The following is a 26,875-nucleotide window of genomic DNA, read 5'->3' as shown; positions in this document are numbered from 1 at the left end:
CAAACGATGAGTGTTAAATAAGGGGGAGGGGATAAAATGGCGACCATAGATGATTTTTCAAAACTAGATATGCGCGTGGGTACAATTGTAAAGGCTGAACCATTTCTGGAAGCCCGTCAACCGGCCATCAAATTGCAAATAGATTTTGGGGACCTCGGCGAGAAATCATCCAGCGCTCAAATCACGAAGCGGTATACGCCTGAACAACTAGAGGGGCGACAAGTGATCGCAATCGTCAATTTTCCATCGCGTCGGATCGCGGGTTTTAAATCAGAGGTGCTTGTCCTTGGAGGCACCCCTGATGAAGCAGATGTCGTTCTATTACAACCAGATGCCCAAGTCCCGAATGGCACGCCAATAAGTTAAAAATAGACTTGAATCATGGAGGCTTTAGGAGGGGTTATAATGAATCGTTTGGATGACATTGAGTATATGAAAGTCAGCCTGCATAAACTTGGTGAAGCAAAACTCATGATCAATCCTCATATTAATGGAGCGATAGAAAATGATTTTCCAGACGAAATCATTCACACATTCGATCTGGAAACGAAAGGGATTTTAGACCTTTATTACAACTGGCATTTGAATGATTCGGAGACAGATGATCGATTCCGGCTTTTTGGAACGGTCCCTATCTTTGATGATATTGTCTATTCTTGTATTTTTGATTTTTTTATTGGGACGGCTATTTATGTTTCTTATGATATGGAAGGGCGTCTCGCCATTCATCATGAAATTGCTGAGATGGCCATGAATGATGTGAAATCATTTGTTAAAAAGTATGGATTAGCAGATTTAATATGGTGTTATCTTGTCATCGTCGGTTTTGAAAACCATCAAGCTATTTCCTATTATGGAACGATGACAGAAAAAGATTTTATTGCAGGGAAAAACCACCGATCTTGGGTATCCCATTCGTTAGAAAAAGAATTGTTTATCGAGCTGGCCTTAGGGTTTCTGGAAATCATAGAAGTAGAAGAAAAACGCTGCGTACAGTTAACGCAAAAAGGTCGCAATAGAATGAATACGGAATATCGAATGCTCGTTGATTCAAAGTATATTGATCACCGCATGAAAATGACTTATATTTCTCAATTTGATCAACTCAGTGATTGGGAACATATATCCAATGTCATGTTTCCGAATGACATTCAATTCAGAAAAGAGTTTCTAGATTATATAGATATCTCAGAAGGTATGGATATCCTAGAATTGGGTTGTGGTTCCGGTTCGCTCACCTTTGATGCTAAGCTTGCTGAAAAGGTCGGGAAAAATGGATGGCTCACGGCCACTGATCCTTCAGCGGGAATGCTCAGTCGGGCAGAAGATAAACTCAATCAGCTCGATCATAAGAATGTGACCTTTGAAGCGGCTTCTGCAGAGAGAATTCCATTTAATGATCAAGAGTTTGACGGTGTACTTGGAGCGGGATTCTTCCACTTTACAGATAATGATCAAGCCTTAAAAGAGATGATTAGAGTGGCACGTCCGGAAGGATTTGTTGGGCTGGCTGGGCCTTTAGAATTTGATCTTAACCAACCTTTCTTTCGGGAATGGTTTGAGGACATTTTTTTGTTATCTGAACAAAAAACGTCTCAATCGAAGCTGCAGATATATCTTCATCGGATCGAAGACTTAACACAATTATTTAGAGAGTATGGTCTGAAGCATATAAGTCATCAAACAGTTAATCTCTCGTGGGTATTCCCTGATCCACAAACGGTTGTCCAGTTTATGATTCATGGTGTCGGCTTTTTTCAACAGGAGTTAGAATTCATGCCTATGAAGGCTCGTAATGAACTGATTCAACGTTTATTAGAGAAAGGTGAAAAAATCTGTGCCCGGTATTCGCTGAACGAGCGTACCATTCAGCTTCCATCTTATTATATAAAGGGGGTTGTGTAGGAATGGGGAAGCTAATACGATAAACATACTTTTCTGTACGGACGATGGATATATGAAGGAAGTTGCCTTAAGATTCTTTGCCCAATTTGCCAGTGTTGATCTTTTATCAAAAACCTGTTTGCATCAAGCCTACAACAGGTTTTATGAATATGATGATTTTATTTTAGGGACTGACATACCAACAAAATATGACTGGCAGTTATGCCAAGCAATAGTCGATCGTGGATATTCTTCCGTCTATCTTATGATTAAGACAACGCCTTCTAATGAGGATAAGAGCAAGGCAAAAAAGATGGGTATAAAAGATATATTGGTTGACCCACTGCTTAAGGTCCAATCTAATGTTAGACGTGAAAATGACTTATTCTCGGTTCTTATGCCAGCTGAAAGTGATGACCCGGAATTGATTTATCTCGGATTGGATGTTTTTTTTAATATGAAGCAGCTGTGGGTAGGAACCGAAGACATGAACAATCAACTAACCACCCTCGAAAGTCAACTGCTCAATATGTTCATAAAACATGAGGGAATAGTGTTGAGCAAGGATGACATCGCTCAAGAAATATGGGATGGGCAGATAGAAATTAGCAGTGTTAGAAGGTTGGTCAAGCGTCTAAGAGAAAAATTAGGATCCGCATCCAGTCTTATTATTGGTCGAAAAGAGGGCGGTTACATATATATTAAGGACTCATAAGTGGAATGTCACCGATTTGTCCCTATGCAGACAGCCCGTCTATTTATAAGATGAAAATGTAATAGAGGGGCTCCTCCCCCTTCTTCCCCTCTCTCTAAACTTCATAGGGAGAGGTTCATTCATCGTCTTCGCCATCTGTCACAAATACCCCCTATGAAAGATTAGAAAGGATAGTTAAGGAAGTTGATATTGTCCTTTTCTAATAGGTCGATGACCCACTCACACCAGCGAATGTCGCCATAAGTTTGATGAAGCACTTGCCGAAGCAGTATGTACCTTCCAAATGCCAGCGATTGAAAGTCTGTGAGAACACCTTCACAAGACTCTTGTAGGACCTCCAAGCGCTCTTTACATATCCTTTCCTTATTTCTTAAATGTTCAATTCTTTTCCTAAACAGTTCCTTGGCTTCCTCTGAATTTTTTAATCCGATAAGATACGCTTTTAATACAAATTCATCACGAAGTGTGGCGGGTGTATTCGGCTTAAAAAACCATTCTTCAATTTCCTTCTTGCCTTTTTCTGTTATGTCATAGATTTTTTTATTGGGTCTGCCTGATTGTTCAACGAGTTTTGAGGTCACGTACGCTTCATTTTCGAGCTCAGAAAGTAATCGGTAAATTTGACTATGCTTGACCTCCCGAAAAGGCTTTAAATTATTCATAATATCATAACCACTGCATGGTCCTGTCTGAATCATACCGAGTATGCCGTATGAAAGTGTGTTCATAAGAATCGTCCTTTCAATAGTCATAATATAAGTCTATCATATCATGATTTTCCGATATAATCTCCTCGTTTACCATATGTCATTTATAACATATTTTTTCGTTGATTTTTTTTATTATATGTAATATCATATGTGATTAGTTTCATAAATAAATGAATAGCTCGAGGAGGATTATTTGAATGGGCGCCTTGACCTCATTGAGGAAAGAACTGCGGTTAATGTTCAAGCGTAAGTTACTATTGATCGCTACATGTATCATCTTGCTCATACCTTGCATATATGCTGGTTTATTTGTGTGGTCCTATTGGGACCCATATAGCAAAACTGATGAACTTCCTATAGGCGTTGTTAACCAGGATACGGGAACAACGATGGATGACAAGTCCATTACGATCGGTAATGATTTAAGTGGTCAATTACAAGATAACGATGACTTAAATGTGTCCGTTATTAGTGAAGACCAAGCTGAAAAAGGGTTAAAAGATCATGATTACTATATGATCGTACGTATTCCTGAGCATTTTTCTAAAAATGCGATGAGCGCTTTAAAAGATCATACAAAGAAAGCTAAGTTAAAGATTGTTCCGAATGAAGGATTCAACTATACGGCGGCTACGATTAGCACTTCTGCGATGAAGCAAGTGAAAGAACGAGTGGCTAATAATATAACACATTCCTATACAAAAGCTTTATTAAAGGCGCAAAAACAGATCGGGAATGGCGTATCAGAGCTAGCTGATGGAGGACAGCAATTAAATCAGGGAGTGAGTAGTGCTGAACAGGGGACAGAACGTTTGCACAAGAATATCTCTCAACTCGCACAAGGGACACTGCAATTCAATCAAGGAATGAATCAACTGTCCTCAAACATTCAGTCAGCCGAGACGAGTGCGTCTAAGCTGACAGCTGGAACCCAAGATCTTAGTCAGGGACTTGGAGAATTAGAAAAGGGAAGCCAACACCTTGCAGATCGTACGCAATTATCGAGTGAAAAATCGATTGAATTAAAGGATGGTATTCAGCAATTATTGAACATGACAGGGAATGTCAATCATCAGGTTGTTCAGGAAAACAAAAATGAACAAACTCATGCCAGTCAATTAAAATCGAAAGTAGATCACTTAACTACTAGTGTGAAGGAAGCGGATGAAGGTTTTAATCAAATTCGTTCAAAAATGTCAAAGCACGTTCAAAAGATGAAAGACATGATTAAAAATAATGAGTCCTTGTCTAAAAAAGAAAAACAACAAATGCTTTCTCAATTTGAGAATTTCCAATCTCAGGTTAATCAGACAGCCCATCAGGCTGATATGTCAGAGAATGAGGTGGCATCATCATCGAAGGCCATCAAACAAGAAGTTCAATCTCTCACGTCCGGAGATCAATCCCTTGTAAAAGGACTCGGAAAATTGAAAGCGGGTCAGAAACAATTGCTTAAAAATGCTGAAACATTTTCTGATCGCCAAAAGCAACTAGCAACTGGGGCGAAAGATTTAAATGACGGTATTCATTCTTCGGAAAAGGGAGCAGACCAATTAGTTGATGGAAGCAAGGCGCTTTCGAGTGGGTTGGCTCAATTAACGAATGGTACAACGGACCTTTCTCAATCATCTTCAAAACTATTAAACGGAGCCCAACAGCTTAATCATGGCTCTTCAAAGCTATCAAATGGCTTAGATAATCTTGATCAAGGGTCAAATGATTTGTCATCCGGTTTAAACAAGATGAATGAAAAGGTCAATGATCAAGATATTCATGTCGATCGTTCTTCCAATGCAATGTCCGACCCTGTGAAGTTGGACGAAGAACCGATTCATCATGTTTCTGAATACGGTCCGGCTTTCGCACCTTATTTCCTAGCTTTAGGCTTGTATGTAGGGATGTTTTTATTCTGTTCTGTATTTCCGTTATCGACCTTTTTATATGCGCGATCTTCATTTAGCTGGTTTTTTGGCAAAATGGGGGTTTTATTCATTGTCGGTGCTTTACAAGCGGTGATTTTAGATGGATTAATGTTGCTTATGGGGATACACGTAGACAGTATCATTCATTTTATTTTGTTTACGATTTTAACCTGTTGGTCATTTGCTGCGATTTTATTATTCATCAATACTGCCCTTGGGTCGATTGGTAGATTTGTATCGATGGCATTGCTCATTTTGCAGTTGACGGCGTCTGCGGGGTCCTTTCCCTTAGAAATGTTGCCAACCTTTTTCCAAAAGTTGAATCCTTGGATACCGATGAGTTATGCCATTCTTGGCTTTAAATCAATCATCTCAGCAAAAAATAATTCTGTTTTAGTGAACAGTATGTACGCTTTGATTGCTTTCTTGATCATTGGAATGTTGCTATCACTCTGCTTTTATGTGTTCCGGTATAAAAAAGAGCATAAACCCGCTGATCCTAGTATAGAGGCAGACACAGCGACAACGTCATGATCATTATAAAAAACCACTAGCATTACAATGCTAGTGGTTTTTTGTATACCCTGCTAGTTATTAATATATCGCTCAAATACGTCGCCAAAATCTTTAAGGTTGTATTTGTCTTTAGCTTCAGACAACCAGCTAAAAGCGTGTTCATTGATAGTTTGGAATTCATCCGCCAACTTACTCTCTGTGCTGCGGTTGTAGCTTAACGTTGCTGATGCTAACTCAAGACTTTGTCTAGCATAGTCTAGATAGGTGCTGTTATCTCTTGTGATTTCTTCGATTTTGAGTAAAGCTTTATATAGATCTTTTAATTCTTCTAAATACTTTTTGTGCACATCAATGGATAGGACAACTTCGCCAACTTTGAACGTCACTTCGACATCAAGGTCGACGGTTCCGGCCGTTTCCAAAGCGATTTGTGAAAAATGGTTGATTTGATAGTCATAGCGGTGTAGCACACGTTTCTTGCTAGTGGCACTCGTGCCATCCACGTGAATCAGCGCTCTATTAGTGAAACAGTATTCATCTGATTTTGATTTGATTAAAAAATAGATTTTCTCGCCATCTTCGTGCATCACATAATCGTCAGCGTCAACTTTATCGTAATCTTCCGGTTTGATGACGCTCCCAACGTCACTTAACCCGAGAACGTCAGATGCAACTTTCCCAAACATGTGACCAACCCCTTCATCTCATTTTCTGATTGTCCTATATTATTGTAACATAATCAGTTTTTAGGGCGGGCACTCTCCTTGTCCTTCCATTATTCCATTGGGAGTGTGGAGGTTTTTGTATAGTGTTTCGTTATTGTGATTGTGATAAGGTTTAATTACGAACAGTATAAAATTACCGGTTCTTTGGAGGGATTGGCATGGAGAAAAAACGCATTTATTATGGAGGAAATGAACACCAATTTGGCGATTTGCGCTTGCCTGTGGGAGAAGGTCCGCACCCAGTGGCTGTTGTTATTCACGGTGGTTTTTGGAAAGCCGAAATCAGCTTAGATAATATGACGGGTGTCGCCAATGATTTGACAAATCGTGGCATCGCGACATGGACAATTGAATATCGGCGCGTTGGCCATGAAGGCGGCAGTTGGCCAGGGACATTCACTGATGCGAGTGAGGCAGTCGATTATTTACATACTTTACAAGAGACCTATGATCTTGACCTTAATCGAGTCATTACAATCGGCCATTCGGCAGGCGGACATTTGGCCTTATGGACGGCTGGGCGTCACCGTTTGCCCGCAGCAAGTGAAGTGAACGTAGCTGATCACCCCGTTCGCTTAAAAGCAGCGATCAGTCTTGCTGGAGTTAACGATTTGCGCATGATGCATGAGGTGCATCGTATTCGTGATGCGAGGAACCCTCAAGCAGGAACAGATCCTGTCGCTAACTTGATGGGCGGATCTCCAGATGATGTAGCTGAGCGATATGCCGCAGCGTCACCATCGGAATTACTACCGCTTGGTGATGTGAAACAAGTCCTTATCCATGGCGCGCTTGATATCAATGTTCCAGTGGGGATTAGTTCGAGCTATCATCGGGAAGCAGAGGAACTTGATGATGAGGTTAAGATGATTGAGCTTCCGACAGTTGAACATTTTAAGTTGATAGATCCTAATTCGGAAGCATGGCAGGTGATTGCTAAAGAAGTTCGGGTGCTGCTTTTTTAGGTTGAAAACGGATTAATTAGTGCAAGCGGAACATCGACCAAAGTGGTTTCGATTTCTGTGAGGTGATTGTATGGAGGCTTTTGGGATTTTTATTGCGATTGCCATAGTCATTATTCTTTTGGTAGGTCTCAATCGCGGTGGTAGGAATCATTATGCCGGTGGAGGTCATCATGGCGGCTTTTTGGGTGGTGATGATGACGGGAATGGTAGAGACATGGATAGCGGTGGAGACGACAGAGACTGAGTAGCTACAGCTTTCATAATTAAAAAATATTTCAATCAATATTGTAGATGAGGTTGTTAACATGATCGATCAAAAAATATGGTTCATGGTTGCTTCTGACCAAGCCGCTACTTTTCGTTGGCATCATATCTTGGAAACTCAAGAGAAACAATTTTGGTCGTTGCGGAAAATGCCGCGCAATTTTAAATCCGTCCATGAAGGTGACAAAATTTTATGCTACCGGAGTGGGTCTGTGCAGCGGGGGATTGTTGGATTAGCGGAAGTGGAGGAGGCATTCAATGATGAAGGCATTATTGTCAGAGGTATCCGTGAATTCAATCATGACATTCCTTACTATGAATTTAAACATACACAAGTCTATCAAACAACTGAGGCTGGGCGGATGAGAAACCGGGGGACACTGTTTGCGGTTACCGAAGACTTTGCTCACTGGATCAAGCATCGGTTGTATGAAAAAGGTGATGAGACTTCGGCAATGTTGCTTGAATGTACTGAGTAACAGAATAAAGGGTAAAAAGTAAAACGCTAGGAGCATCACTCGGATCTAAGGAACAAAAGGATAGTCATAAAGGTGAAAAGAGGCCTCCCCCAAGTAAGTACATGCTTGGGGAGGCCTCTTTTTTTTTATGCCTATCATTAGAACTTAAAATCATCAGGGTCGGAACCCATGCGCTCATTTTTGTTCAGGCTATCAATGGCTTTGATTTCTTCTTCTGTCAATTCAAAGTCAAACACATCTTTGTTCTGGGCAATCCGCTTAGGTGTTGATGACTTCGGAATCGTGACGACACCGTGTTGAAGATCCCAGCGAATGATGACTTGTGCCGGTGATTTGCCGTATTTGTCGCCAATTTCCTTAAGTGTAGGATTGTCTAACAGTTGACCCTGAGCAAGCGGGCTCCACGCTTCCATTTGGATGTCTTGCTTTCGGCAATAAGCACGCAGGTCCTCTTGGACAAGTAATGGGTGGAACTCGACTTGGTTGACCATTGGTTTGATGGTGGCATCTTTCTTCAATTCTTCTAGGTGGTGAATGTGAAAGTTGCTGACACCAATGGCGCGAACGCGGCCGTCATTGTACAGTTTTTCCAAGGCCCGCCAAGTATCCTTGTACTTGTTAACGCCCGGCCAATGGATAAGGTAGAGATCTAAGTAGTTGACACCTAGACGTTCAAGGCTGGCCTCATAAGCTTTTAAGGTTGATTCATAGCCTTGGTCATCATTCCAAACCTTAGATGTTAGAAAAATGTCCTCTCTGCGGACTCCACTGTCTTTGATGGCTTGGCCGGCCCCTTCTTCATTTTTGTAGATAGCGGCCGTGTCGATCGCCGTATAACCAGCATCCAGCGCTGCTTTGACAGCGGTGGTCACCTCGTCATCATTGCTCATCTTCCAGACACCAAGGCCAAATTGCGGCATCTTGACCCCATTATGTAGTGTTGTTGTCGGTATACTAGACAAATGATCGCCTCCAGTGTAAGAGTGTATTTTTATGATTGCACACGCTTTCCTAAAATTGCAATTGATTTGCTTTTTGGTGTCGGGCCATCACTGATCTTACAACAATGTAAGTTGTTGAAATGATTTTCAATAGTTTATAAAAAGGGATTCTTCTATGCTGATAATGAAAAGGGATTGCTAGGAGGGGAATTCATTGTTTAAAGCTGTATTTAAGATCATGATCGTTGTTATTGTAGGTCTCTTTGTGATTCAATTATATAAAATTTTAGTTGATCAACCCGAAAAGACACCGGAAGCTGACCCCCTTAATGTTCCGCTTATCAACCAGATGGCAGAACCGCGTCTATACAATGGGTGTGAAGTCTCAAGTTTGGCCATGATTTTACAGGACGCAGGTATTCATGTAACCAAAAATGAATTGAATCAAAAAATACCTAAGGTGCCGTTAACTTATGAAAATGGGCTAAAGGGGAATCCTAATGAAGGATTTGTCGGCGATATGGCGGAGGGGCCGGGATTATCGGTCTATCATGGACCGCTTGTACAACTAGCAAGACGGTATGCGGATGATCGGGTGGAAGACTTAACAGGCAGTAACATATCCCAAGTCTATCAAAAAATTGATCAAGGTATACCTGTTTGGGTGATTACAACCACACAATTTGCACCTGTTAATAATATGCAAACGTGGCAGACCCCTCAAGGAAAAGTCAAAATCACATTCAGCGTACACAGTGTTGTAATGACGGGCTATAGTGATCAGTATGTATGGATCAATAATCCTTATGGGAAGAAGAATCAAAGAGTGGACCGATCCAACTTTGAGAAGGCATGGATTCAAATGGGGAGACAAGCGATTGTTATTAACCAATGACAGAAGCTATATTAAAAAGGGGGACTTAAACAGCCGGACGTGTCTCTGGCTTTTTTTATGTTTTATTTCTCTTTTTAATCAGAAAAGTTAACTTTGAACAAACCGATATCATCAATTCGTTATTACTATAAAAGGAATTGAAAAATTTAGAGGAGTGTTTCATGTGACGGCCATCCTCATTGTTGAAGATGATGCTAAATTGGCAGAACTGTTAGAAGGATATCTTGAGAAATATGGTTATCAGGCTGAAGTAGCAGATAACTTTAATGATGTAATGGCTATTTTTGAACGGATCGAACCACAGCTCGTACTACTGGATGTCAACTTACCAAAGTTCGATGGCTATTATTGGTGCCGGCAAATTCGGAAGACATCCGTGTGTCCGATTCTATTTATATCCGCCCGATCTGAGCAAATGGATCAGGTGATGGCTCTTGAACACGGCGCGGATGACTACATCACGAAACCTTTTAACTATGATGTTGTTATGGCGAAAATTCGTAGTCAGCTACGGCGGGCCTATGGTGAATATGCGCAAGCGGGCGGTGAGCGAATTCATGAACAATCCGGATTAACGCTTTATCCTGAGCGGATGGAAGCTACTTATGAAGGTCGTGAAGTTAGCTTATCTAAAAAAGAGGCCGTTCTTCTGGAAGCGTTGATGAAGCAGTATCCTAAGGTGGTTAATCGTGATTCTTTATTAGAAAAACTGTGGGATGATGAAAGTTTTGTTGATGAAAACACATTGAATGTTAACGTGACACGCGTGCGAAAAAAATTGAAAGACCTAGGCATTGAGAATGGTATTGAAACCGTTAGAGGTGAGGGTTACCGGCTGCCGACAGATTGGAAAGGAGCCCGCTAAGATGGTCCTTTTTATCAAAGAGCATGTTTCTCTTGTGATTTTGAATATTGTTCAACTGTTTCTCTTATTTCTTGTTTATTGGCTCGGCGGCCATCAACAACCTTTACTAGCCTTGTACGCAACAGGGTTAGGTCTATTTTTATTAGCGGTGTTTATCGGTGTTAGGTATATAAAAAACCGGGCATTTTATCACCGGATTGAGGCGAATGATTCTAACTTGGAAGAGACGATTAACGTTGAAACAAGCGGTGCCCTTAGTCAGGCTGTTAAAGAATTATTACAGCGACAGTATCAATATTATCAAAATCAATTTGAACAGTTAACCAATCGACAGCGCGATTATTATCAATTTGTTAATCAATGGATTCATCAAATGAAGACGCCTTTGTCTGTGATTGAACTGATTATACAGGAGGGAGATGATGACCGGAGCCGTGACATTCAGGCAGAAATTGACCGACTGTCAAAAGGATTGGATATGGCGCTATATGTGGCAAGACTTGAGGACTTTCGGCAAGATTTTCGTGCTGAGAAAGTCAATCTAAGAGCTGTTGCGCAGAATGTTGTGACGGACAATAAACGCTATTTTATTCGTCATCGTGTCTATCCTGACATCCAAATTTCTGAGCATTTGACGGCTGCTTCTGACGCAAAGTGGCTGCCGTTTGTCCTTAATCAACTGGTCACAAATGCGGTAAAGTACGCATCAGGATCAGGGACAAAGGTGACTATAAGAGGTTATCAAAGTGATAGCCATAATGTTGCTTTAGAAGTCATTGATGAAGGCATTGGTATTCCGAAAGAAGATCAGCAAAGGGTATTTCGATCCTTTTACACGGGTGAGAATGGACGGAGGCACCAAGCATCGACAGGTATGGGCCTTTATATGGTTGAAGAAATTTGTGACCGGCTCAATCATGAAGTGAAGCTCACTTCGGAAGTTGACCAAGGGACGACGGTTACGATTTTGATGCATCATGCGTCATTATAACCTTACAAACGTGTAAGGTCATGAAAGCTGATTCGATCGTTCGCGAGTTTCTTACCTTGTAAACTGATTATTGAAAGATGAAGGAGGACAAACGAATGTTGAACGTTCATCAGCTAACGAAAGTATATCAAGGTCAAGTTTCCAATCAGGCGTTGGATCATGTCAGCTTTTATATCGAAGCAGGTGAGTTTGTCGGGGTTATGGGACCATCTGGAAGCGGGAAAACGACGCTGCTTAATATGATCGCAACGATCGACCGGCCGTCATCAGGGGAAGTTCTGATTGATGAGGAGCACCCTTATCGTTTAAAAAAGAATGATTTGGCCAAATTTCGGCGACGTGAGCTGGGTTTCGTGTTTCAAGATTTTAATTTACTCGATACATTGACTGTTAAAGAGAATATTGTTTTACCTTTAACGCTTGAAGGTGTGGATGTGAACGAGATGAATGATAAGGTCACTCACATGGCTCAACGGCTGGGCATTGAGGCGATTTTAGATAAACGAACTTATGAGATTTCCGGTGGACAAGCACAGCGGACAGCTATTGCCCGGGCAATGATTCATTCACCTAAGCTGCTTCTGGCTGACGAACCAACGGGGAATTTGGACTCAAAATCTTCCAAGGAAGTTATGGAAAATTTAACGTCTATTAATAAGAATGATGATGCAACCATTATGATGGTCACGCATGATCCTCAGGTTGCAAGCTATTGTGACAGAGTCATTTTCATTAAGGACGGGGCATTGTATAACGAAATTGAACGCGGCGGTAATCGGAAGACGTATCACCAACGGATTTTGGACATGTTGTTGCTCTTAGGAGGGGAGATCCATCCATGACCTTTCGGCGCTTCGCGATCAATAATGTACTCCGAAATAAACGCACGTATGCTGCATACTTTCTAAGTAGTGCCCTCTCTGTTATGGTATTTTTTGTCTACGCGCTGTTCATTTTTCATCCAGGCATAGGTGAAGGAACGATCAGACCTGTGGCACTAAAAGGGATGACGGCCGCTGAATATATCATTTATGTCTTTTCGTTCTTATTTATCCTTTACTCGGTAGGCATCTTTTTGAAAACAAGGCATCATGAATTCGGTGTGTTGATGATGCATGGAATGACGCGCGGACAACTGAATCGTCTCGTGTTTTTTGAAAATATGTTGATTGGTTTAACGGCGGTTGTTGTTGGAATTGGCGTTGGTTTAGTCTTTGCTAAATTGTTCTTAATGATCGGTGCTAATGTCATGGGGATTAACCTGCCATTTTATCTTTCTTGGCAACCGCTTGTTTTAACATTGGGTGCGTTTATTGGTTTATTTTTGGTGATTTCATTACTGACGCCACTATTGATTCGCAAACGCAAAGTTATTAATCTACTGCAAGGTAGTACAAAGCCAAAGAAAGAACCGAGAGCCTCCTTGATTGTCTCGATCTTAACGGTTGTTGCCCTTATCATCGCATATTATCTGTCTGTAACAACCAAAGGCAGTTACATGTTGGAAAACAGGATTATGACGGTTGTTCCATTAACGATTATCGCGACCTATTTTTTGTTCTCACAGCTAAGCGTATTTGTGATTCGTATGCTCAAACGGAAGCGATCCTTTTATATGGAGAAAACCCACATGATTACCTTAAGTCATTTGACTTATAAAATGAAGGACAACGCACGGATGTTTTTCTTTGTAACGATTGTCACCACGGTCGCATTCTGTGCGGTTGGTTCAATTGCATCAATGACGAAATTGGATGACAAGATGGCTGTTGAATACCCGTTTGGTGTCAGTTATGTTTCACTTGATGGCGATGACTCGATGAAGCAACATCTTAATGTCATAGAACAAGATATACAGGCTAAAGATTTATCCTATAAGAAGGTTAGCTTGACCGTGAAGACACAGAGAAGTGCACAAACACATCACAACGTGACACTTGTATCCGAGCAAGACTATAATCGTTTTGCGAAAACGTTGGGTTATTCAAAGCTTACTCTGGGTGATCACGAAGCCAAATTTATTCCGGTGTCACTTGAACAACAAGAAGGACTGGTCAAACGGGATCATCAAACCGTGACGTTACAGCCAAGTGATCAACAATTAACCATCACGGGTGCTGCGAACCAAATTTTTTATAAGTTTGCTGTTGGTTCAAATGTTATTGTGATTCCCGATCAGGTGTTTCAATCCCTTTCAGTGAAGGACTCCGATCATCCAAGTCACTACGCTGGCGCGACCTACATTGGCTATGAAGTGGATGATTGGAAGACAACCGAGGGTATCGCTAGCGAACTTGATAAAGATAATTCGGTTTATACAGGCCAAAACACTTATAAATTCTCAGTAAGCGGTCAAAAGTATGCTGAGACGGTGCAAATATATAGCGTGATGTTGTTTATCGGAATTTTAGTGGGAGCGGTCTTTTTCATCGCAGCAGGCAGTTTCCTATATTTCCGGCTGTTAATGGACTTAGAAAGCGATAAACAACAATACAGGGCACTTTCGAGGATTGGTTTGACAGAAAAAGAGTTGAATCGGATTGTCACGACGCAAATCGCGTTGTTGTTCTTTGTTCCGATTGTTGTCGCTGTTATTCACAGTGTATTTGCTTTTAATGCGTTACAAAGTCTATTTAATCTTTCCGTAACTTGGCCAACTATATGGGTCTTAGGCGCGTTTATTCTAGTTCAAGTGGTTTATTTTTTATTTATACGACTGTTGTATTTAAGTCAATTGAAACAAGCTATTATTCAATAGAAAAGGGACAGTCCCAGAAGTGAGGGGGACTGTCCCTTAATATAGTTATCCACAATTGCAGGGTAACAGGTACCTAAATTGACTTAAATTCATCCTGGATTTCCTTCGAGGGTTCCTTGTCTAGTAGGCTCACAATCCAAATGGCAAGAACCGCTAAAATGAACCCTGGTACCAGTTCGTATAGATCGGAAGGTATCACTGTTTTCCAAACAACAGCCGTTATCGCTCCGACAACCATCCCGGCTAGTGCTCCGTTACGGGTCATGCGTTTCCAGAATAAGCTCAGGAGGACGACTGGACCAAAAGCGGAACCGAAACCGCCCCAAGCATAACTGACGAGGTCAATGACCTTACTGTTTTTGTCCCAAGCAATAATAACGGCAATAACAGCGATAATCAGGACACCGAAGCGGCCAATCCAGACCAATTCCTTATCACTTGCCTGTCTCCGAAAGATCGCTTTGTAAAAGTCTTCAGCCAATGCGCTTGAAGAGACGAGCAGTTGTGAGTCAATCGTGCTCATAATCGCTGCCAAGATAGCAGCTAATAGGATGCCAGCGACCCACGGATTAAATAACGTCTGAATTAAAACGATAAAAACGGTTTCCGGTGCATCGAGAGGCGAACCGGCAAATTTGGCCAAACCAATGAGTCCGGTGAAAACAGCGCCAATTAGCCCGAGCACCATCCAGGTCATACCGATTAATCGAGCTTTCGGGACATCTTTAGGTGACCGTAGAGCCATAAATCGAACAATAATATGCGGTTGTCCAAAGTAACCCAATCCCCAAGCAAGATTGGAAATGATGGCAATAACAGCCGTTCCTGTAAAGGCATTTAAGAGCTCTGGATTGATTGTATTGATTTCGCGAACAGCGTTGTCCCAACCACCGATATTTGATATGACGACAATCGGGACAATGATTAAAGTTAAAAGCATCAAAATACCTTGGATAAAATCCGTCCAACTGACGGCTAGAAAACCGCCTAAGAATGTGTAGGATATGATGACAATGGCACCAATCCATAAAGCTTGATGATAACCCAGTCCGAATGAACTGCTAAATAATTTCGCTCCACCAACAAGGCCTGAAGCACCATATATGGTAAAAAAGAATAATATGACGATGGCTGATATCACGCGCAATGATTTGGACGCGTCGCGGAAACGATTTTCAAAGTAGTCGGGTACTGTAATTGAGTCGTTGGCGGTCTTCGTATAGGTTCGCAATCGTTTGGCAACAAATTGCCAGTTCAGATAGGCACCGACGCAAAGACCGACAGCGATCCACATACCGCCCATTCCGTTACTATAGATGGCTCCAGGAAGGGCGAGTAATAACCAGCTGCTCATGTCAGAAGCTCCTGCACTAAGCGCTGCAACAGCCGGATTGAGTTTTCTTCCACCTAATACATAGTCCGATAGATTGTTCGTTAAACGATAGGCCATCACGCCGATGGCTAACATTCCGATGAGATAAATAATAAATGTTGTCAATGTTGCGGCATTCACGTCTTGATTCCCCCTTATTCTTTTTCTTTATGCTTCATAACACTAACGAATGATAAGAACACGGTTAGTCCCATAGGAACGAGGAACCAAAACCAAGTTGCACCTGTAATGCCTTCCATGCATCTACCTCCTTCGTCATTTGTATTTAAAGTGAATCTTCAATTTTACATTATAACAGACAAAAATGGAATATAAACGATTTTGTGGAAATAAAACCCCGATAATTGAATTATCCACTGAGATTTTATCAGGCAATGATGATGTTGAAACTTCGATCAAGCAATACTAAGTGGATTTGTGTCCCCTCGTATAAGAAGAGGGGCTTTATTTGTGAGGCATCGATCCAGCAATTTTACATGTGAATGTTTATGGAAGCGGCATTCAATATAAAATAATCCTTCATGATAGATAAAAACAATGGAAGGGAATTTTTAAAGATTTAGGGAAACATTATAATGATAGTGTTATTTGCGGTCTTATTATTTAAGTAATGGTATCAAACATGTTTTAAGGGGATTTTGGTCTGTTGCGTTATATCTTACCTATGAAGCTTGAAATCATAGTCAAAAAGGGGATTAAAATATTTTAAACATTAAAATTGTGCCTCTCGATGTTCATGGTTATCATCTTGATGCGGTTGTTGAATTGTATTGTTCTATTTTTACAACAGATGAAAGTGACGACATTCGTGCTAGATTCCAAAAACATGCTGGGTACGCCGGGTTTCGAGGTTATGTGGCTGTGTCAGAAATCAATAATAACGTTATAGGTTTTGCCTACGGCTACACATCGCTTCCCGGACAATATTACAACACCAAGCTGAAAGAAGCTTTGACACTTAAACAAGCCGATGACTGGCTGGATCATTGCTTTGAATTTGTAGAGTTAGCGGTTGATGGTAATTACCGCCGTCATGGTGTCGCCACGAATTTACATCAGCATTTACTGAGCGGTTTGCCGCATCGAACGTCTGTATTGACCACTCGGACAGACAATACGAGTGCACGGACCCTTTATGACCGGCTTGGCTGGCACGTGGTTCTGGAGCCTTTTTATCCGAATGAGGAACCTTTTGTTATTATGGGAAAAAGGTTGAAGTAGGTATCCTATATTGAAGCATGTGTTGTCGGTCTTTTAGAATGGCAGATGTTCATGAATCTGTGGGTGTTGTCGCGCACTTGTCCCGAAAAGTCACAAGAGTGTCCCGTATATTCATAATTCTGTCCCGCAAAACAGTCATCTTGGAATGCACATGTGCCATGACAGGTACGTTGTCCCGCACTTGTCCCGAAAAGTCACAAGAGTGTCCCGTATATTCATAATTCTGTCCCACAAAACAGTCATCTTGGAACGCACCTGTCCCATGACGGGTGTGTTGTCCCGCACTTGTCCCGAAAAGTCACAAGAGTGTCCCGTATATTCATAATTCTGTCCCGCAAAACAGTCATCTTGGAACGCACCTGTCCCATGACGGGTGTGTTGTCCCGCACTTGTCCCGAAAAGTCACAAGAGTGTCCCGTATATTCATAATTCTGTCCCGCAAAACAGTCATCTTGGAACGCACCTGTCCCATGACGGGTACGTTGTCCCGCAATTGTTCCGTTTACACGTTAAATCAACGATTGTCAAAAGTGGGGGGATTATTTAAAATTGTTGCAAAATGTCCTTGTCAAGTTAAAGTGATTGCGTTATACTGTCCCTTATATAAAAACATATGTATACTATATATGAACGTTATAAAGGGGTGGGGAGAATGAAATCCATAAACGTTGGTTTAATGGGATTAGGTACAGTTGGAACTGGGGTCTGGAATCTCATTGAAGAACGGCAGTCACAATTAGCCGCCATTGCCGGGTGTGAGGTAAAGGTCACTAAAGTTTTAATCAAAAGTCGTGAAAAACAACGGCAAGTGGCGGTAGATAACGCGTTGTTGACGACAGATATTGATGTATTAGTCAACGATCCCGAGATTGATATTTTAATAGAAGTGATGGGCGGGATTGACGACACTTATGGTTCGATCCAAAAAGCCTTGCAGAACCGGAAACACGTCATTTCTGCAAATAAAGACTTAATGGCGGTCCACGGCGGATCGTTGCAGGAAACGGCAGCTGCTTATGACTGTAATCTTTATTATGAGGCCGCTGTTGGCGGCGGGATTCCTGTTCTGCGGAGTTTAACCAACGGTTTATCTTTGGAATCCATTCATCGCATTATCGGTATTCTTAATGGAACCTCTAATTTTATCTTATCAAAAATGGCGGCTGAGCATGTCCCATTTGATGAGGTGTTGAAAGAGGCCCAAGATCTCGGATTTGCCGAAGCTGACCCTTATGCCGATATCTCGGGTCTTGACGCTGCGAGGAAGATGGTGATCTTAGCCCACCTCGGTTGTGGTGTCGACGTGAATTTGGATGATGTCCAAATTTCCAACATAGAATCGATCGATGAAAGTGATATTGATTTTGCGGAAAGAATGGGTTACGTGATTAAGCAAATTGGTACTGTTGAATGCGGTGATCACGGCATTGAAATCGGCGTTGAACCCACTTTTTTACCTAAAGATCATTCTCTGGCATCGGTCAATGGTGAGTATAATGCTGTTTACGTGTACGGGGATGCGGTTGGTGAAACGATGTTCTACGGTCCCGGGGCAGGCGAACGGCCAACGGCTTCAAGTATAATGGCCGATTTAGCCGAAGTCATCAAGAATATGAAATCAGGATTGAATGGATCACAGCTAGCATTGAAACGCAGGCAAGAAAAAAATATTCTCAATCCTGGTGAGGGCGCATCTAAATTTTACCTCCGGCTTCATCTTCAAGATGAAATCGGTTCGTTTATGGAACTGACCCATTTATTTAAAGAACAAAACATTAGCTTAGAAAAAGTCATTCAGGAACCACTTGAAGATCAATCGGCAGAAGTTGCGGTTATCACGCATCAAACGAGTAAACAAGCGATTGAAGACATGGAAATCTACCTCAAGGATCTTAATGTCGTTCAGGATGTCAAAAGTCAATATCGTGTCGAAGGGATGATGTCATCATGAGTTGGAAAGGGATTTTAAATGCTTACTCAGAATCATTGCCATTAACCGAACAAACACCCGCATTGTCGCTGATGGAAGGCAATACACCACTGATACCATTGCCTTATCTATCGGAGCAATTAGGGATTCAGCTATATGGAAAATACGAAGGTGCTAATCCGACGGGATCTTTTAAGGATCGCGGAATGGTGTTAGCTGTTGCGAAAGCGAAAGAGGCTGGCAACGAAGCGATTATTTGTGCATCGACAGGCAATACTTCAGCATCCGCTGCCGCTTATGGGGCACGTGCCGGGATTCGAACAATTATTGTTATTCCTAAGGGTAAGGTTGCTCTCGGAAAATTGTCTCAAGCAATGATGTATGGCGCGGAGATCTTTGAGATTGAAGGTAACTTTGATGACGCGCTAGCGCTTGTTAAAGACTTAGCAACGTCTGATACGATTGAATTAGTCAATTCGGTTAATGCCTATCGAATAGAAGGACAGAAAACAGCGGCTTTTGAGGTGTGTGAACAGCTCGGATATGCACCCGATATTTTATCTATACCAGTAGGTAATGCCGGAAATATTTCTGCTTATTGGCAGGGTTTTAAAGAGTATCACTCAGCGGCGGGCGCTGCCTTACCAAAAATGTACGGTTTTGAAGCGGAAGGGTCTGCAGCAATTGCTAAAGGTCAAGTGATTCAAGAACCGGAAACGATTGCGACGGCGATACGGATTGGTCATCCGGCCAGTTGGACGCTAGCAAACGCGGCAACGGATGAATCGGAGGGGATGATTGGCTGGGTGTCTGATGATGACATTATCGACATGTATCAAACCCTAGCTCGACGAGAAGGGGTCTTTGTAGAACCGGCTTCTTGTGCTGGATTGGCTGGCATTAAGCAGCAAGTGGCAGCGGGACAGGTGCCGGAAGGATCGACAGTGGTTGCTGTGATGACCGGAAATGGCCTCAAGGATCCGACAACAGCTTCTGAATGCTTTCAAAAATCGGGCAATATCATTCGAGGAGATGCTGACTATTTGAAATCTCAGTTGAAGGCGAGTGTCGCGCATGGCTGAGCGAATCGTGGTTAAAGTCCCTGGCAGCACGTCCAATCTTGGCCCTGGTTTTGATTCCATTGGATTAGCAGTGAACCGGTTTTTAACGGTCGAGGCAGTTATTGCGGATCAATGGCAGTTCGCATCTAATCTAGAAGGGATTCCTCTTGATAAAACCAATCTCATTTATCAGGTTGCTGCGGATGTTGCGAAATTATATGGACAATCGCTGCCACCGCTTGCTTTGACGATCTCAAGCGACATTCCTCCGGCCCGTGGATTAGGAAGCAGCGCCGCAGCTGTTGTTGCTGGTATTGAAGTGGCAGATGTCTTTGCTGGACTGAACTTGGATCGACAATCGAAGCTGAATATGGCCGCAAATATTGAAGGGCATCCTGATAATGTAGCCCCTTCCTTGTATGGGGGGTTGGTGATTGCGCACCAACCATTAGAAGGGGAGACGACGGTTGTTCCGATAGCGCCATCGGATGTTGACTTAGTGGCCTTCATTCCAGAACGACTATTAGAAACAAAAACAGCTAGGAGCGTGTTACCTGACACTCTCAAGCATTCGACAGCTGTGAAAGGCAGTTCAGCCGCTAATCTGTTTGTCGCCGCAGCTTTGCAAGGCGATTGGGTAACCGCAGGACGGATGATGGATGAGGACACCTTGCATCAGCCTTACCGGAAAGCGCTCATTCCAGAAATGGATCAAGTCATGGCTGATGCCAATGCGTTCGGCGCCTATGGTACAGCACTAAGCGGGGCGGGGCCAACGATGCTCGTATTCTGTCCGGTGAATGTTTCCGGACGATTTGTTACCCATTTAAGAAAACAGTATCCGGATCATCATTTGGAACAACTTAAAATCGTTCAATCAGGCGTCCATGTAGAGCCGCGAGCCACCTTGGATCCTGTTAAGAGTTTATAATCCTCCTGATGTGGAGGATTTTTTACTTTATTCATGTACACATCGTCCATGATAAGTAGTATAGTAGAAGGGTCATGATGTAGGAGGACAAGCGATGAATATTCAGATTCAATCGATGGACAAGCGCAGCGCGGTCCGCATATCACAATGGCACTATGAAGATCCATACAGTCTATATAATGTTGGTGAAGATGCCGTCGATGAATTTCTTGAGAACGACTACTATGCTGTGTTCGATCTGCAAGAGGGGCTGATCGGCTTTTTTTGTCTCGGACGTGTCGCACAAGTTCCTGGAGGTTATGAATGTCATGCCTACGAGAACCGGATGGATGTCATTGATATAGGTCTAGGCATGCGACCCGATATGACAGGTCAAGGGTTCGGATGTGAATTTATTCACCATTGTCTTATTCAGGCCAAAGACATGTATCCGCAAGTCAAAGTGTTTCGTTTGACCGTTGCCACTTTTAACTTAAGAGCGATTAAAGTTTATGAACGGCTTGGCTTTCAGGCTGGAATGCACTTCGTCAACCCAATCGGCCTTGAATTTATGACCATGTTGAAAAAGGCTGAATAATGGAACTTTAGTAAACGACTACTGAGTGCAATAGGTTTCGTCATTAAGCTTGGCGATAAGCCAAGTTTTCTTTATTGACATAGTCCTATCACCATGCTACAATTCAATCATTCTTTTAAAAACTTCATTCATATCAATCTCTTATCAAGAGTGGTGGAGGGTCTGGCCCTATGAAACCCGGCAACCTTTAAATGTAACTATATTTAAAACGGTGCCAATTCCTGCAAAGCAAGTGCTGCTTTGGAAGATGAGAGGAAGGACTTCGATTTCAAACGGTTAGCCTTTCTGCTCATTTGAGTGGGAAGGTTTTTTAGTTACAGGAAATATAGGAGGTGCATCATGATTCAACTAGAGAATCTCCACAAATCGTTTCAGACAAGCCATGGGACGATTGACGCTGTTAAAGACGTTAGCTTAACGATAGACGATGGTGAGATCTTCGGGATTATTGGCTATAGTGGTGCCGGGAAAAGTACATTAATTCGCTTGTTAAATAATCTTGAAGAGCCGACATCAGGTACTGTGACCGTTGCTGACAGAAAGCTCTCACAACTGAATAATAAGCATTTACGAAATGCTCGGCGCGACATAGGGATGATCTTTCAACATTTTAACCTTTTGTGGTCCCGTACCGTTCAGGAAAATATTGAGTTCCCCTTAGAGATTGCCGGTGTATCCAAGAAAAAGCGACAAAAGCGGTCTCAGGAATTGATTGAACTTGTCGGTCTTGAAGGTCGCGGTGATGCGTACCCATCGCAGTTAAGCGGGGGGCAAAAACAACGTGTTGGCATTGCGCGGGCCCTTGCTAATGATCCACAGGTGTTACTTTGTGATGAAGCGACATCGGCTCTTGATCCGAAAACAACAGATTCGATTCTCGATTTATTGGTCGATATCAATAAGACATTGGGCTTAACGGTTGTGATCATTACTCACGAGATGCATGTCATCCGGAAAATTAGTCATCGCGTAGCGGTAATGGAAGACGGTGAGGTTGTGGAACAAGGTGATGTGATCGATGTCTTTAAAAATCCAAAACAATCGATCACGAAAGACTTTGTAAAGCAAGTGACTGAGGCAGAAAACACAGAAGAGACCATCCAGTTCCTGACTGAGAAGTTTAGTGGTGGAAAAATTGTTAAGTTGACGTTTGTTGGTGAGAATACACACAAACCGTTCATTAATGAGTTGTTCCGGGAAACAAATATAAGCATCAATATTTTACAAGGCAATGTGTCACAAGCTCAAGGCAGTGCCTACGGAACCTTGTATTTGCAACTAGAGGGACAAGAAGCGGGTATTAATGAGGCGATTGACTATTGCCGCAAGCGGAATGTCGACGTGGAGGTGGTCAGCCATGTTACATGAATTATTTCCAAATGTTGATTGGCTGGAAATGTGGCAAGCCACCCTTGAGACACTATTTATGACGGTGATTTCCGTTGCCGCAACATTCATTTTAGGTATTATTTTGGGATTATTGTTATTTGTGACGAGCAAAGGCAATCTGTTTGAAAATGTGGTCATTAATAAAATGATCGCTGCCATTGTGAACATTTTTCGATCCATTCCGTTTATTATTTTACTGATTTTACTCATTCCGTTTACCGTCTTTCTTGTCGGTACCATGCTTGGTGCCAAGGCAGCTTTACCTGCTCTAATTATTGCGGCGGCCCCTTTCTATGCCCGGCTTGTTGAAATAGGGTTACGGGAAATTGACAAAGGTGTGATTGAAGCAGCGCAATCGATGGGCGCAACCAAGCTGCAAATTGTTCGTAAGGTGTTGCTGCCTGAAGCGATGCCTGCCCTGACTTCAGGGATTACAGTAACGGCCATTGCACTCATTGGTAATACAGCGATGGCGGGTGTGGTAGGAGCTGGTGGTCTAGGTAACCTCGCTTATCTTGAAGGCTATCAACGGAACCACAATGATGTGACATTAATATCAACGGTATGTATTCTAGTGATCGTCTTCGTCATTCAATTAATTGGCGACATTACAACGAAAAAAATAGATAAAAGATAGTGGAGGGTCAAGCAATGAAGAGATTGTTACTTTTATTAATAACCGTTCTTGTGACGGTTGGATTAGCGGCGTGTGGTCAAAGCAGTTCGGAAGGTAACGGTGATGGACCAACAAAATTAGTTGTCGGTGCGACACCTACGCCACACGCTGAGGTTTTAGAAAAAGCTAAGCCGATTTTAAAAGAAAAAGGCATCGATCTTGAAATTAAGCAATTCCAAGACTATACAACACCTAATAAATTTTTAAGTAAAGGCGAATTGGATGCCAACTATTTTCAACATCAGCCATATTTGAAAAAGCAAAAACAGGAATTTGGTTATAACTTTGTGAGCGCTGGAAAAATTCATATTGAACCGATGGGTGTTTACTCACAGAAATATGATAGCTTAGAGGATATTCCGAAGGGCGGCAAAATCATCATGAGTAACTCGGTTGCGGATACAGGACGGATGCTAATGCTTTTGCAAAAAGGCGGTTTAATTAAACTTGATCCGGATGTGGATCCCGTTAAAGCTCGCATCGATGATATTGTTGAAAATCCGAAGAATATCACATTTGATAAAATCGATCCGGGTATGTTATCACGGACTTATCAAAACGGTGAAGGCGATGCAGTTATCATTAATACCAACTATGCCTTGGATGCTGGATTGAATCCGACGGAAGATGCCGTGGTTATGGAAGATTCAGAGTCACCTTATGTCAATCTTGTCGTCGTTAAAAAGGAAGACAAAGATAACCAAGCTATCCAGACGCTGGTTGATGTTTTGCACTCTGAAAAGATACAAAACTTTATCAAAGAAGAATATAAAGGCGCTGTTGTGCCCGTCGGCGGCAATAGCAGCAAGTAATCATGTGAAAGGCGGCTCCGTCAGTCGGAGCCGTCTTTTTGTTTGTGTATTTAAACCAATGAGTCATCATCTTTTGTTATGACTCTGTTAAACGTTGCTGTTGATTTCCGCTCCAGGCGTTCGCTTTCCGCGGGCAACGCTTCAGTCTCCTCGGAAGAAAACCTCTTCCTGCGGGGTCTTCAGCTGTTGCTTTTCACGCAGGACTCTAGTAAAGGCATCTTGAGTAAGTGGCGCTGAGAAACAAGTGTTCCGAAACTCAACTACAAGCGAACAATAAATAACGAAAAGTGAGGGAGCGCCTTCAAAGGTGCTCTTTTTTCATGCCCGTTTACAATATGGCCTAGGGATGAGGCATTTTCATCCCAAAGGCTGAGTAAAAACCGATCCGTTGCTTGATTTAAAATAGGTTCTCACCGGTTATACTTTGGATAGTTCAGTATTAATCGGAAGGAATGAAGATCCATGATGAATATGAGAAAATGGTTCCGTGTCAAAAAAACGGCTCATAACTCTTATGAGAGCTACAGGGAACACCGTCGGATCAAGGATGCGATGCTTGACCGCAAGAGTGAATACAGGTAATTTTATTCGGATTTACGGAAATTTACATGATTGGGGTATGATTGGAGACATTAAAAATAAATTCAACCCTACACACTGGAGGAATGGTCTCTTGAGTCAATCAAAACCCTCAAATCATATGCCAACATCACCTGAGCCATATTGGCGTGATTCCGTTCAATTACCATCATTCGATCGACTGACGGAAGATCAGGACGCTGATGTTGTGATCGTTGGTGGCGGCATAACTGGTATTACGGCGGCTTATTTACTTGTGAAAGAAGGTTATCAGGTTGTTCTATTAGAAGCCAGTAATATACTAAATGGGACCACAGGTCACACAACGGCCAAAATCACTGCCCAGCACGGATTAATCTATGACGAATTCATTCAGCACTTTGGTGAAGACAAAGCACGGCAATATTATGAGGCGAATATGGATGCCCTCCGTTTCATCCAACAAACGGTGACGGATCGTGATATTGATTGTGATTATACTGAAGAGGATGCGTATATCTATACAAATTCCGATCGTTATGTTGACAAAATTCATAAAGAGGCTCAGGCCTATCACGAACTCGGTATTGATGGGGGTACTGTCAGCCAAATGCCGCTTGATGTTCAGATGAAAAAAGCGATTGTCATGAAGCAACAAGCCCAGTTTCATCCGCTGAAATATTTGGCCCATTTGGTTCATGCAATCACTCAAGCTGGTGGTCAGATCTATGAATACACCACCGCGGTGGATGCAGATGACAAAGGACAGCAACCGACCGTAGTTACGAGAGAGGGTCATGAAGTCAAAGGTGATTATGTGCTTTCTTGTTCACATTTTCCCTTTAATGATGTCAAAGGTTTTTATTTTTCCCGGCTGACAGCTAATCGCTCCTATATTATTGGCATCGAAGCCGAAAAGGATTTTCCCGATGGCATGTATATTACGGCAGAACAACCGACACGGTCGCTGCGATCGGTGACGATTGATGGCAAACCTATGGTTTTGGTAGCGGGTGAAAGCCATAAAACCGGCCAAGGTGTGGACATGATCCAACATTACGAGGCTCTGGAAAGCTTTGCGGAAGAGACACTCGGGATTAAAAACTTCAAATACCGCTGGTCGGCACAAGACTTAACGACTCTAGATAAAATCCCATATATCGGTCCGATTACCGGTCGTCATCCAAATTTGCTTGTCGCGACGGGGTATCGGAAGTGGGGCATGACAGGTGGAACAGCTGCAGCCTTGCTTATGAAGGACTATGTCATGGATCATGACTCACCCTACAAAAATTTATTTATGCCATCACGCTTTCAAGCAGATCCAAGTCTCAAGAAATTCTTAAAGCAAAACGCCGATGTCGCCGGTCATTTAATTAAAGGGAAGTTCGAGCCAGCAGCTAAGAAATTAGATGACTTATCCGTTGATGACGGTGCTGTTGTCATCCATCAGGGCCGCAGAATCGGCGCCTATAAAGATCATGACAGCGAACTACATACCGTCGATACAACGTGTACCCATATGGGCTGCGAAGTTGAATGGAACCATGGCGACCGAACGTGGGACTGCCCGTGTCACGGTTCAAGATTCTCAATCAAAGGTGAAGTGATCGAAGGACCGGCGGAACAACCGTTACAACAAATCAAACTATAGGGGTCTGCCCCCCACTGCATTAATACTTTAGTAAAGTGGGGGG

The 26,875-nt window shown here is 42.4% G+C and carries 25 protein-coding genes and 1 riboswitch; of the genes, 21 read left to right on the top strand and 4 right to left on the bottom strand.

Annotated elements, in window-relative coordinates; all coding sequences use genetic code 11:
• Window positions 1-36 precede the first annotated feature (36 nt).
• The 3 genes from csaA to B9Y89_RS16150 are packed head-to-tail and all read left to right on the top strand — an operon-like array spanning window position 37 to window position 2,599.
• The gene (csaA, locus tag B9Y89_RS16160) at window positions 37-366 is read left to right on the top strand and encodes a chaperone CsaA (protein ID WP_085524218.1); all 330 of its coding nucleotides are present in this window, start codon (window positions 37-39) and stop codon (window positions 364-366) included.
• A gap of 39 nt (window positions 367-405) precedes the next feature.
• Window positions 406-1,905: a class I SAM-dependent methyltransferase gene (locus B9Y89_RS16155; protein WP_176222265.1), complete on the top strand. Its 1,500-nt coding sequence runs from the start codon at window positions 406-408 to the stop codon at window positions 1,903-1,905.
• Window positions 1,906-1,957: 52 nt separating this feature from the next.
• Window positions 1,958-2,599 carry a winged helix-turn-helix domain-containing protein gene (locus B9Y89_RS16150; protein WP_139822825.1) on the top strand — a complete coding sequence of 214 codons (642 nt, stop codon included), beginning with the start codon at window positions 1,958-1,960 and terminating at the stop codon, window positions 2,597-2,599.
• A gap of 161 nt (window positions 2,600-2,760) precedes the next feature.
• On the opposite strand, the gene B9Y89_RS16145 is transcribed toward B9Y89_RS16150, so the two are convergent.
• Window positions 2,761-3,327: a PadR family transcriptional regulator gene (locus B9Y89_RS16145; protein WP_176222264.1), complete on the bottom strand. Its 567-nt coding sequence runs from the start codon at window positions 3,325-3,327 to the stop codon at window positions 2,761-2,763.
• Window positions 3,328-3,506: 179 nt separating this feature from the next.
• Here B9Y89_RS16145 and B9Y89_RS16140 point away from each other — a divergent pair, with 179 nt between their 5' ends.
• On the top strand, window positions 3,507-5,765 hold the full coding sequence (locus B9Y89_RS16140; RefSeq protein WP_085524214.1) for a YhgE/Pip domain-containing protein: 2,259 nt from the start codon (window positions 3,507-3,509) through the stop codon (window positions 5,763-5,765).
• 53 nt (window positions 5,766-5,818) lie between these two features.
• Here B9Y89_RS16140 and B9Y89_RS16135 read toward each other — a convergent pair whose 3' ends face one another.
• Window positions 5,819-6,433: a PH domain-containing protein gene (locus B9Y89_RS16135; protein WP_085524213.1), complete on the bottom strand. Its 615-nt coding sequence runs from the start codon at window positions 6,431-6,433 to the stop codon at window positions 5,819-5,821.
• A gap of 197 nt (window positions 6,434-6,630) precedes the next feature.
• Between B9Y89_RS16135 and B9Y89_RS16130 the strand changes: the two genes are divergently transcribed.
• The 3 genes from B9Y89_RS16130 to B9Y89_RS16125 all read left to right on the top strand — a co-directional run bounded on the left by B9Y89_RS16130 (window position 6,631) and on the right by B9Y89_RS16125 (window position 8,180).
• Window positions 6,631-7,437 (top strand): alpha/beta hydrolase family protein, encoded by an 807-nt coding sequence (locus B9Y89_RS16130; protein ID WP_085524212.1) that lies wholly within the window; start codon window positions 6,631-6,633, stop codon window positions 7,435-7,437.
• Window positions 7,438-7,507: 70 nt separating this feature from the next.
• Complete coding sequence (locus B9Y89_RS19150) at window positions 7,508-7,681, top strand: hypothetical protein (protein WP_176222263.1); 174 nt, start codon at window positions 7,508-7,510, stop codon at window positions 7,679-7,681.
• Between the two features lie 61 nt (window positions 7,682-7,742).
• The gene (locus tag B9Y89_RS16125) at window positions 7,743-8,180 is read left to right on the top strand and encodes an EVE domain-containing protein (protein ID WP_085524211.1); all 438 of its coding nucleotides are present in this window, start codon (window positions 7,743-7,745) and stop codon (window positions 8,178-8,180) included.
• A gap of 137 nt (window positions 8,181-8,317) precedes the next feature.
• On the opposite strand, the gene B9Y89_RS16120 is transcribed toward B9Y89_RS16125, so the two are convergent.
• The gene (locus B9Y89_RS16120; RefSeq protein ID WP_139822855.1) at window positions 8,318-9,100 is read right to left on the bottom strand and encodes an aldo/keto reductase; all 783 of its coding nucleotides are present in this window, start codon (window positions 9,098-9,100) and stop codon (window positions 8,318-8,320) included.
• A gap of 259 nt (window positions 9,101-9,359) precedes the next feature.
• Here B9Y89_RS16120 and B9Y89_RS16115 point away from each other — a divergent pair, with 259 nt between their 5' ends.
• The 5 genes from B9Y89_RS16115 (at window position 9,360) to B9Y89_RS16095 (ending at window position 14,630) form a co-directional block, all read left to right on the top strand.
• Window positions 9,360-10,016: a C39 family peptidase gene (locus B9Y89_RS16115; RefSeq protein ID WP_085524776.1), complete on the top strand. Its 657-nt coding sequence runs from the start codon at window positions 9,360-9,362 to the stop codon at window positions 10,014-10,016.
• A gap of 163 nt (window positions 10,017-10,179) precedes the next feature.
• Complete coding sequence (locus B9Y89_RS16110) at window positions 10,180-10,881, top strand: response regulator transcription factor (RefSeq protein WP_085524210.1); 702 nt, start codon at window positions 10,180-10,182, stop codon at window positions 10,879-10,881.
• Between the two features lies 1 nt (window position 10,882).
• On the top strand, window positions 10,883-11,872 hold the full coding sequence (locus B9Y89_RS16105; protein ID WP_176222262.1) for a sensor histidine kinase: 990 nt from the start codon (window positions 10,883-10,885) through the stop codon (window positions 11,870-11,872).
• A gap of 95 nt (window positions 11,873-11,967) precedes the next feature.
• Complete coding sequence (locus B9Y89_RS16100) at window positions 11,968-12,714, top strand: ABC transporter ATP-binding protein (protein ID WP_085524208.1); 747 nt, start codon at window positions 11,968-11,970, stop codon at window positions 12,712-12,714.
• Entirely contained in the window at window positions 12,711-14,630 is a 1,920-nt protein-coding gene (locus tag B9Y89_RS16095) for an ABC transporter permease (protein WP_085524207.1), read from the top strand. The genes B9Y89_RS16100 and B9Y89_RS16095 overlap by 4 nt, the downstream gene beginning before the upstream one ends.
• 73 nt (window positions 14,631-14,703) lie before the next feature.
• On the opposite strand, the gene putP is transcribed toward B9Y89_RS16095, so the two are convergent.
• On the bottom strand, window positions 14,704-16,143 hold the full coding sequence (gene putP / locus B9Y89_RS16090) for a sodium/proline symporter PutP (protein WP_085524206.1): 1,440 nt from the start codon (window positions 16,141-16,143) through the stop codon (window positions 14,704-14,706).
• A gap of 600 nt (window positions 16,144-16,743) precedes the next feature.
• Here putP and B9Y89_RS16085 point away from each other — a divergent pair.
• The 9 genes from B9Y89_RS16085 (at window position 16,744) to B9Y89_RS16045 (ending at window position 26,832) form a co-directional block, all read left to right on the top strand.
• Window positions 16,744-17,244: a GNAT family N-acetyltransferase gene (locus B9Y89_RS16085; RefSeq protein ID WP_254901272.1), complete on the top strand. Its 501-nt coding sequence runs from the start codon at window positions 16,744-16,746 to the stop codon at window positions 17,242-17,244.
• A 652-nt stretch (window positions 17,245-17,896) separates the two neighbouring features.
• Window positions 17,897-19,195 carry a homoserine dehydrogenase gene (locus B9Y89_RS16080; protein WP_085524204.1) on the top strand — a complete coding sequence of 433 codons (1,299 nt, stop codon included), beginning with the start codon at window positions 17,897-17,899 and terminating at the stop codon, window positions 19,193-19,195.
• The gene (gene thrC, locus B9Y89_RS16075) at window positions 19,192-20,256 is read left to right on the top strand and encodes a threonine synthase (RefSeq protein WP_085524203.1); all 1,065 of its coding nucleotides are present in this window, start codon (window positions 19,192-19,194) and stop codon (window positions 20,254-20,256) included. Before B9Y89_RS16080 ends, thrC begins: the two co-directional genes overlap by 4 nt.
• Complete coding sequence (gene thrB / locus B9Y89_RS16070) at window positions 20,249-21,166, top strand: homoserine kinase (protein ID WP_085524202.1); 918 nt, start codon at window positions 20,249-20,251, stop codon at window positions 21,164-21,166. Before thrC ends, thrB begins: the two co-directional genes overlap by 8 nt.
• Before the next feature lie 94 nt (window positions 21,167-21,260).
• The gene (locus B9Y89_RS16065) at window positions 21,261-21,743 is read left to right on the top strand and encodes a GNAT family N-acetyltransferase (protein WP_085524201.1); all 483 of its coding nucleotides are present in this window, start codon (window positions 21,261-21,263) and stop codon (window positions 21,741-21,743) included.
• 138 nt (window positions 21,744-21,881) lie between these two features.
• A riboswitch (SAM riboswitch) is annotated at window positions 21,882-21,997 on the top strand.
• A gap of 85 nt (window positions 21,998-22,082) precedes the next feature.
• Window positions 22,083-23,111, top strand: a complete 1,029-nt coding sequence (locus tag B9Y89_RS16060) for a methionine ABC transporter ATP-binding protein (RefSeq protein ID WP_085524200.1) — start codon at window positions 22,083-22,085, stop codon at window positions 23,109-23,111.
• Window positions 23,101-23,769, top strand: coding sequence for a methionine ABC transporter permease (locus B9Y89_RS16055; protein ID WP_085524199.1), 669 nt, complete (start codon window positions 23,101-23,103; stop codon window positions 23,767-23,769). Before B9Y89_RS16060 ends, B9Y89_RS16055 begins: the two co-directional genes overlap by 11 nt.
• A gap of 14 nt (window positions 23,770-23,783) precedes the next feature.
• Entirely contained in the window at window positions 23,784-24,620 is an 837-nt protein-coding gene (locus B9Y89_RS16050; protein ID WP_085524198.1) for a MetQ/NlpA family ABC transporter substrate-binding protein, read from the top strand.
• A 700-nt stretch (window positions 24,621-25,320) separates the two neighbouring features.
• The gene (locus B9Y89_RS16045; protein ID WP_139822854.1) at window positions 25,321-26,832 is read left to right on the top strand and encodes an FAD-dependent oxidoreductase; all 1,512 of its coding nucleotides are present in this window, start codon (window positions 25,321-25,323) and stop codon (window positions 26,830-26,832) included.
• The last annotated feature ends 43 nt before the right edge of the window (window positions 26,833-26,875 follow it).

The organism is Tuberibacillus sp. Marseille-P3662 (assembly GCF_900178005.1).
Taxonomy (GTDB): domain Bacteria; phylum Bacillota; class Bacilli; order Bacillales; family Sporolactobacillaceae; genus Marseille-P3662.
Note: the sequence above shows the minus strand (reverse complement) of the source record. Positions and strands in the feature narration are given on the sequence as shown.

Bases quoted from the DNA above. Each gene is read 5' to 3' on its own strand.
- B9Y89_RS16115 (WP_085524776.1), top strand. From the start codon at position 9,360: ATGATCGTTGTTATTGTAGGTCTCTTTGTGATTCAATTATATAAAATT.
- B9Y89_RS16080 (WP_085524204.1), top strand. From the start codon at position 17,897: ATGAAATCCATAAACGTTGGTTTAATGGGATTAGGTACAGTTGGAACT.
- B9Y89_RS16155 (WP_176222265.1), top strand. From the start codon at position 406: ATGAATCGTTTGGATGACATTGAGTATATGAAAGTCAGCCTGCATAAA.
- B9Y89_RS16135 (WP_085524213.1), bottom strand. From the start codon at position 6,433: ATGTTTGGGAAAGTTGCATCTGACGTTCTCGGGTTAAGTGACGTTGGG.
- B9Y89_RS16150 (WP_139822825.1), top strand. From the start codon at position 1,958: ATGAAGGAAGTTGCCTTAAGATTCTTTGCCCAATTTGCCAGTGTTGAT.
- B9Y89_RS16145 (WP_176222264.1), bottom strand. From the start codon at position 3,327: ATGAACACACTTTCATACGGCATACTCGGTATGATTCAGACAGGACCA.
- csaA (WP_085524218.1), top strand. From the start codon at position 37: ATGGCGACCATAGATGATTTTTCAAAACTAGATATGCGCGTGGGTACA.
- thrC (WP_085524203.1), top strand. From the start codon at position 19,192: ATGAGTTGGAAAGGGATTTTAAATGCTTACTCAGAATCATTGCCATTA.
- B9Y89_RS16120 (WP_139822855.1), bottom strand. From the start codon at position 9,100: ATGCCGCAATTTGGCCTTGGTGTCTGGAAGATGAGCAATGATGACGAG.
- B9Y89_RS16125 (WP_085524211.1), top strand. From the start codon at position 7,743: ATGATCGATCAAAAAATATGGTTCATGGTTGCTTCTGACCAAGCCGCT.
- B9Y89_RS16130 (WP_085524212.1), top strand. From the start codon at position 6,631: ATGGAGAAAAAACGCATTTATTATGGAGGAAATGAACACCAATTTGGC.
- thrB (WP_085524202.1), top strand. From the start codon at position 20,249: ATGGCTGAGCGAATCGTGGTTAAAGTCCCTGGCAGCACGTCCAATCTT.
- B9Y89_RS16050 (WP_085524198.1), top strand. From the start codon at position 23,784: ATGAAGAGATTGTTACTTTTATTAATAACCGTTCTTGTGACGGTTGGA.
- B9Y89_RS16100 (WP_085524208.1), top strand. From the start codon at position 11,968: ATGTTGAACGTTCATCAGCTAACGAAAGTATATCAAGGTCAAGTTTCC.
- B9Y89_RS16055 (WP_085524199.1), top strand. From the start codon at position 23,101: ATGTTACATGAATTATTTCCAAATGTTGATTGGCTGGAAATGTGGCAA.
- B9Y89_RS16140 (WP_085524214.1), top strand. From the start codon at position 3,507: ATGGGCGCCTTGACCTCATTGAGGAAAGAACTGCGGTTAATGTTCAAG.
- B9Y89_RS16060 (WP_085524200.1), top strand. From the start codon at position 22,083: ATGATTCAACTAGAGAATCTCCACAAATCGTTTCAGACAAGCCATGGG.
- B9Y89_RS16105 (WP_176222262.1), top strand. From the start codon at position 10,883: ATGGTCCTTTTTATCAAAGAGCATGTTTCTCTTGTGATTTTGAATATT.
- B9Y89_RS16065 (WP_085524201.1), top strand. From the start codon at position 21,261: ATGAATATTCAGATTCAATCGATGGACAAGCGCAGCGCGGTCCGCATA.
- B9Y89_RS16045 (WP_139822854.1), top strand. From the start codon at position 25,321: ATGCCAACATCACCTGAGCCATATTGGCGTGATTCCGTTCAATTACCA.
- B9Y89_RS16095 (WP_085524207.1), top strand. From the start codon at position 12,711: ATGACCTTTCGGCGCTTCGCGATCAATAATGTACTCCGAAATAAACGC.
- B9Y89_RS19150 (WP_176222263.1), top strand. From the start codon at position 7,508: ATGGAGGCTTTTGGGATTTTTATTGCGATTGCCATAGTCATTATTCTT.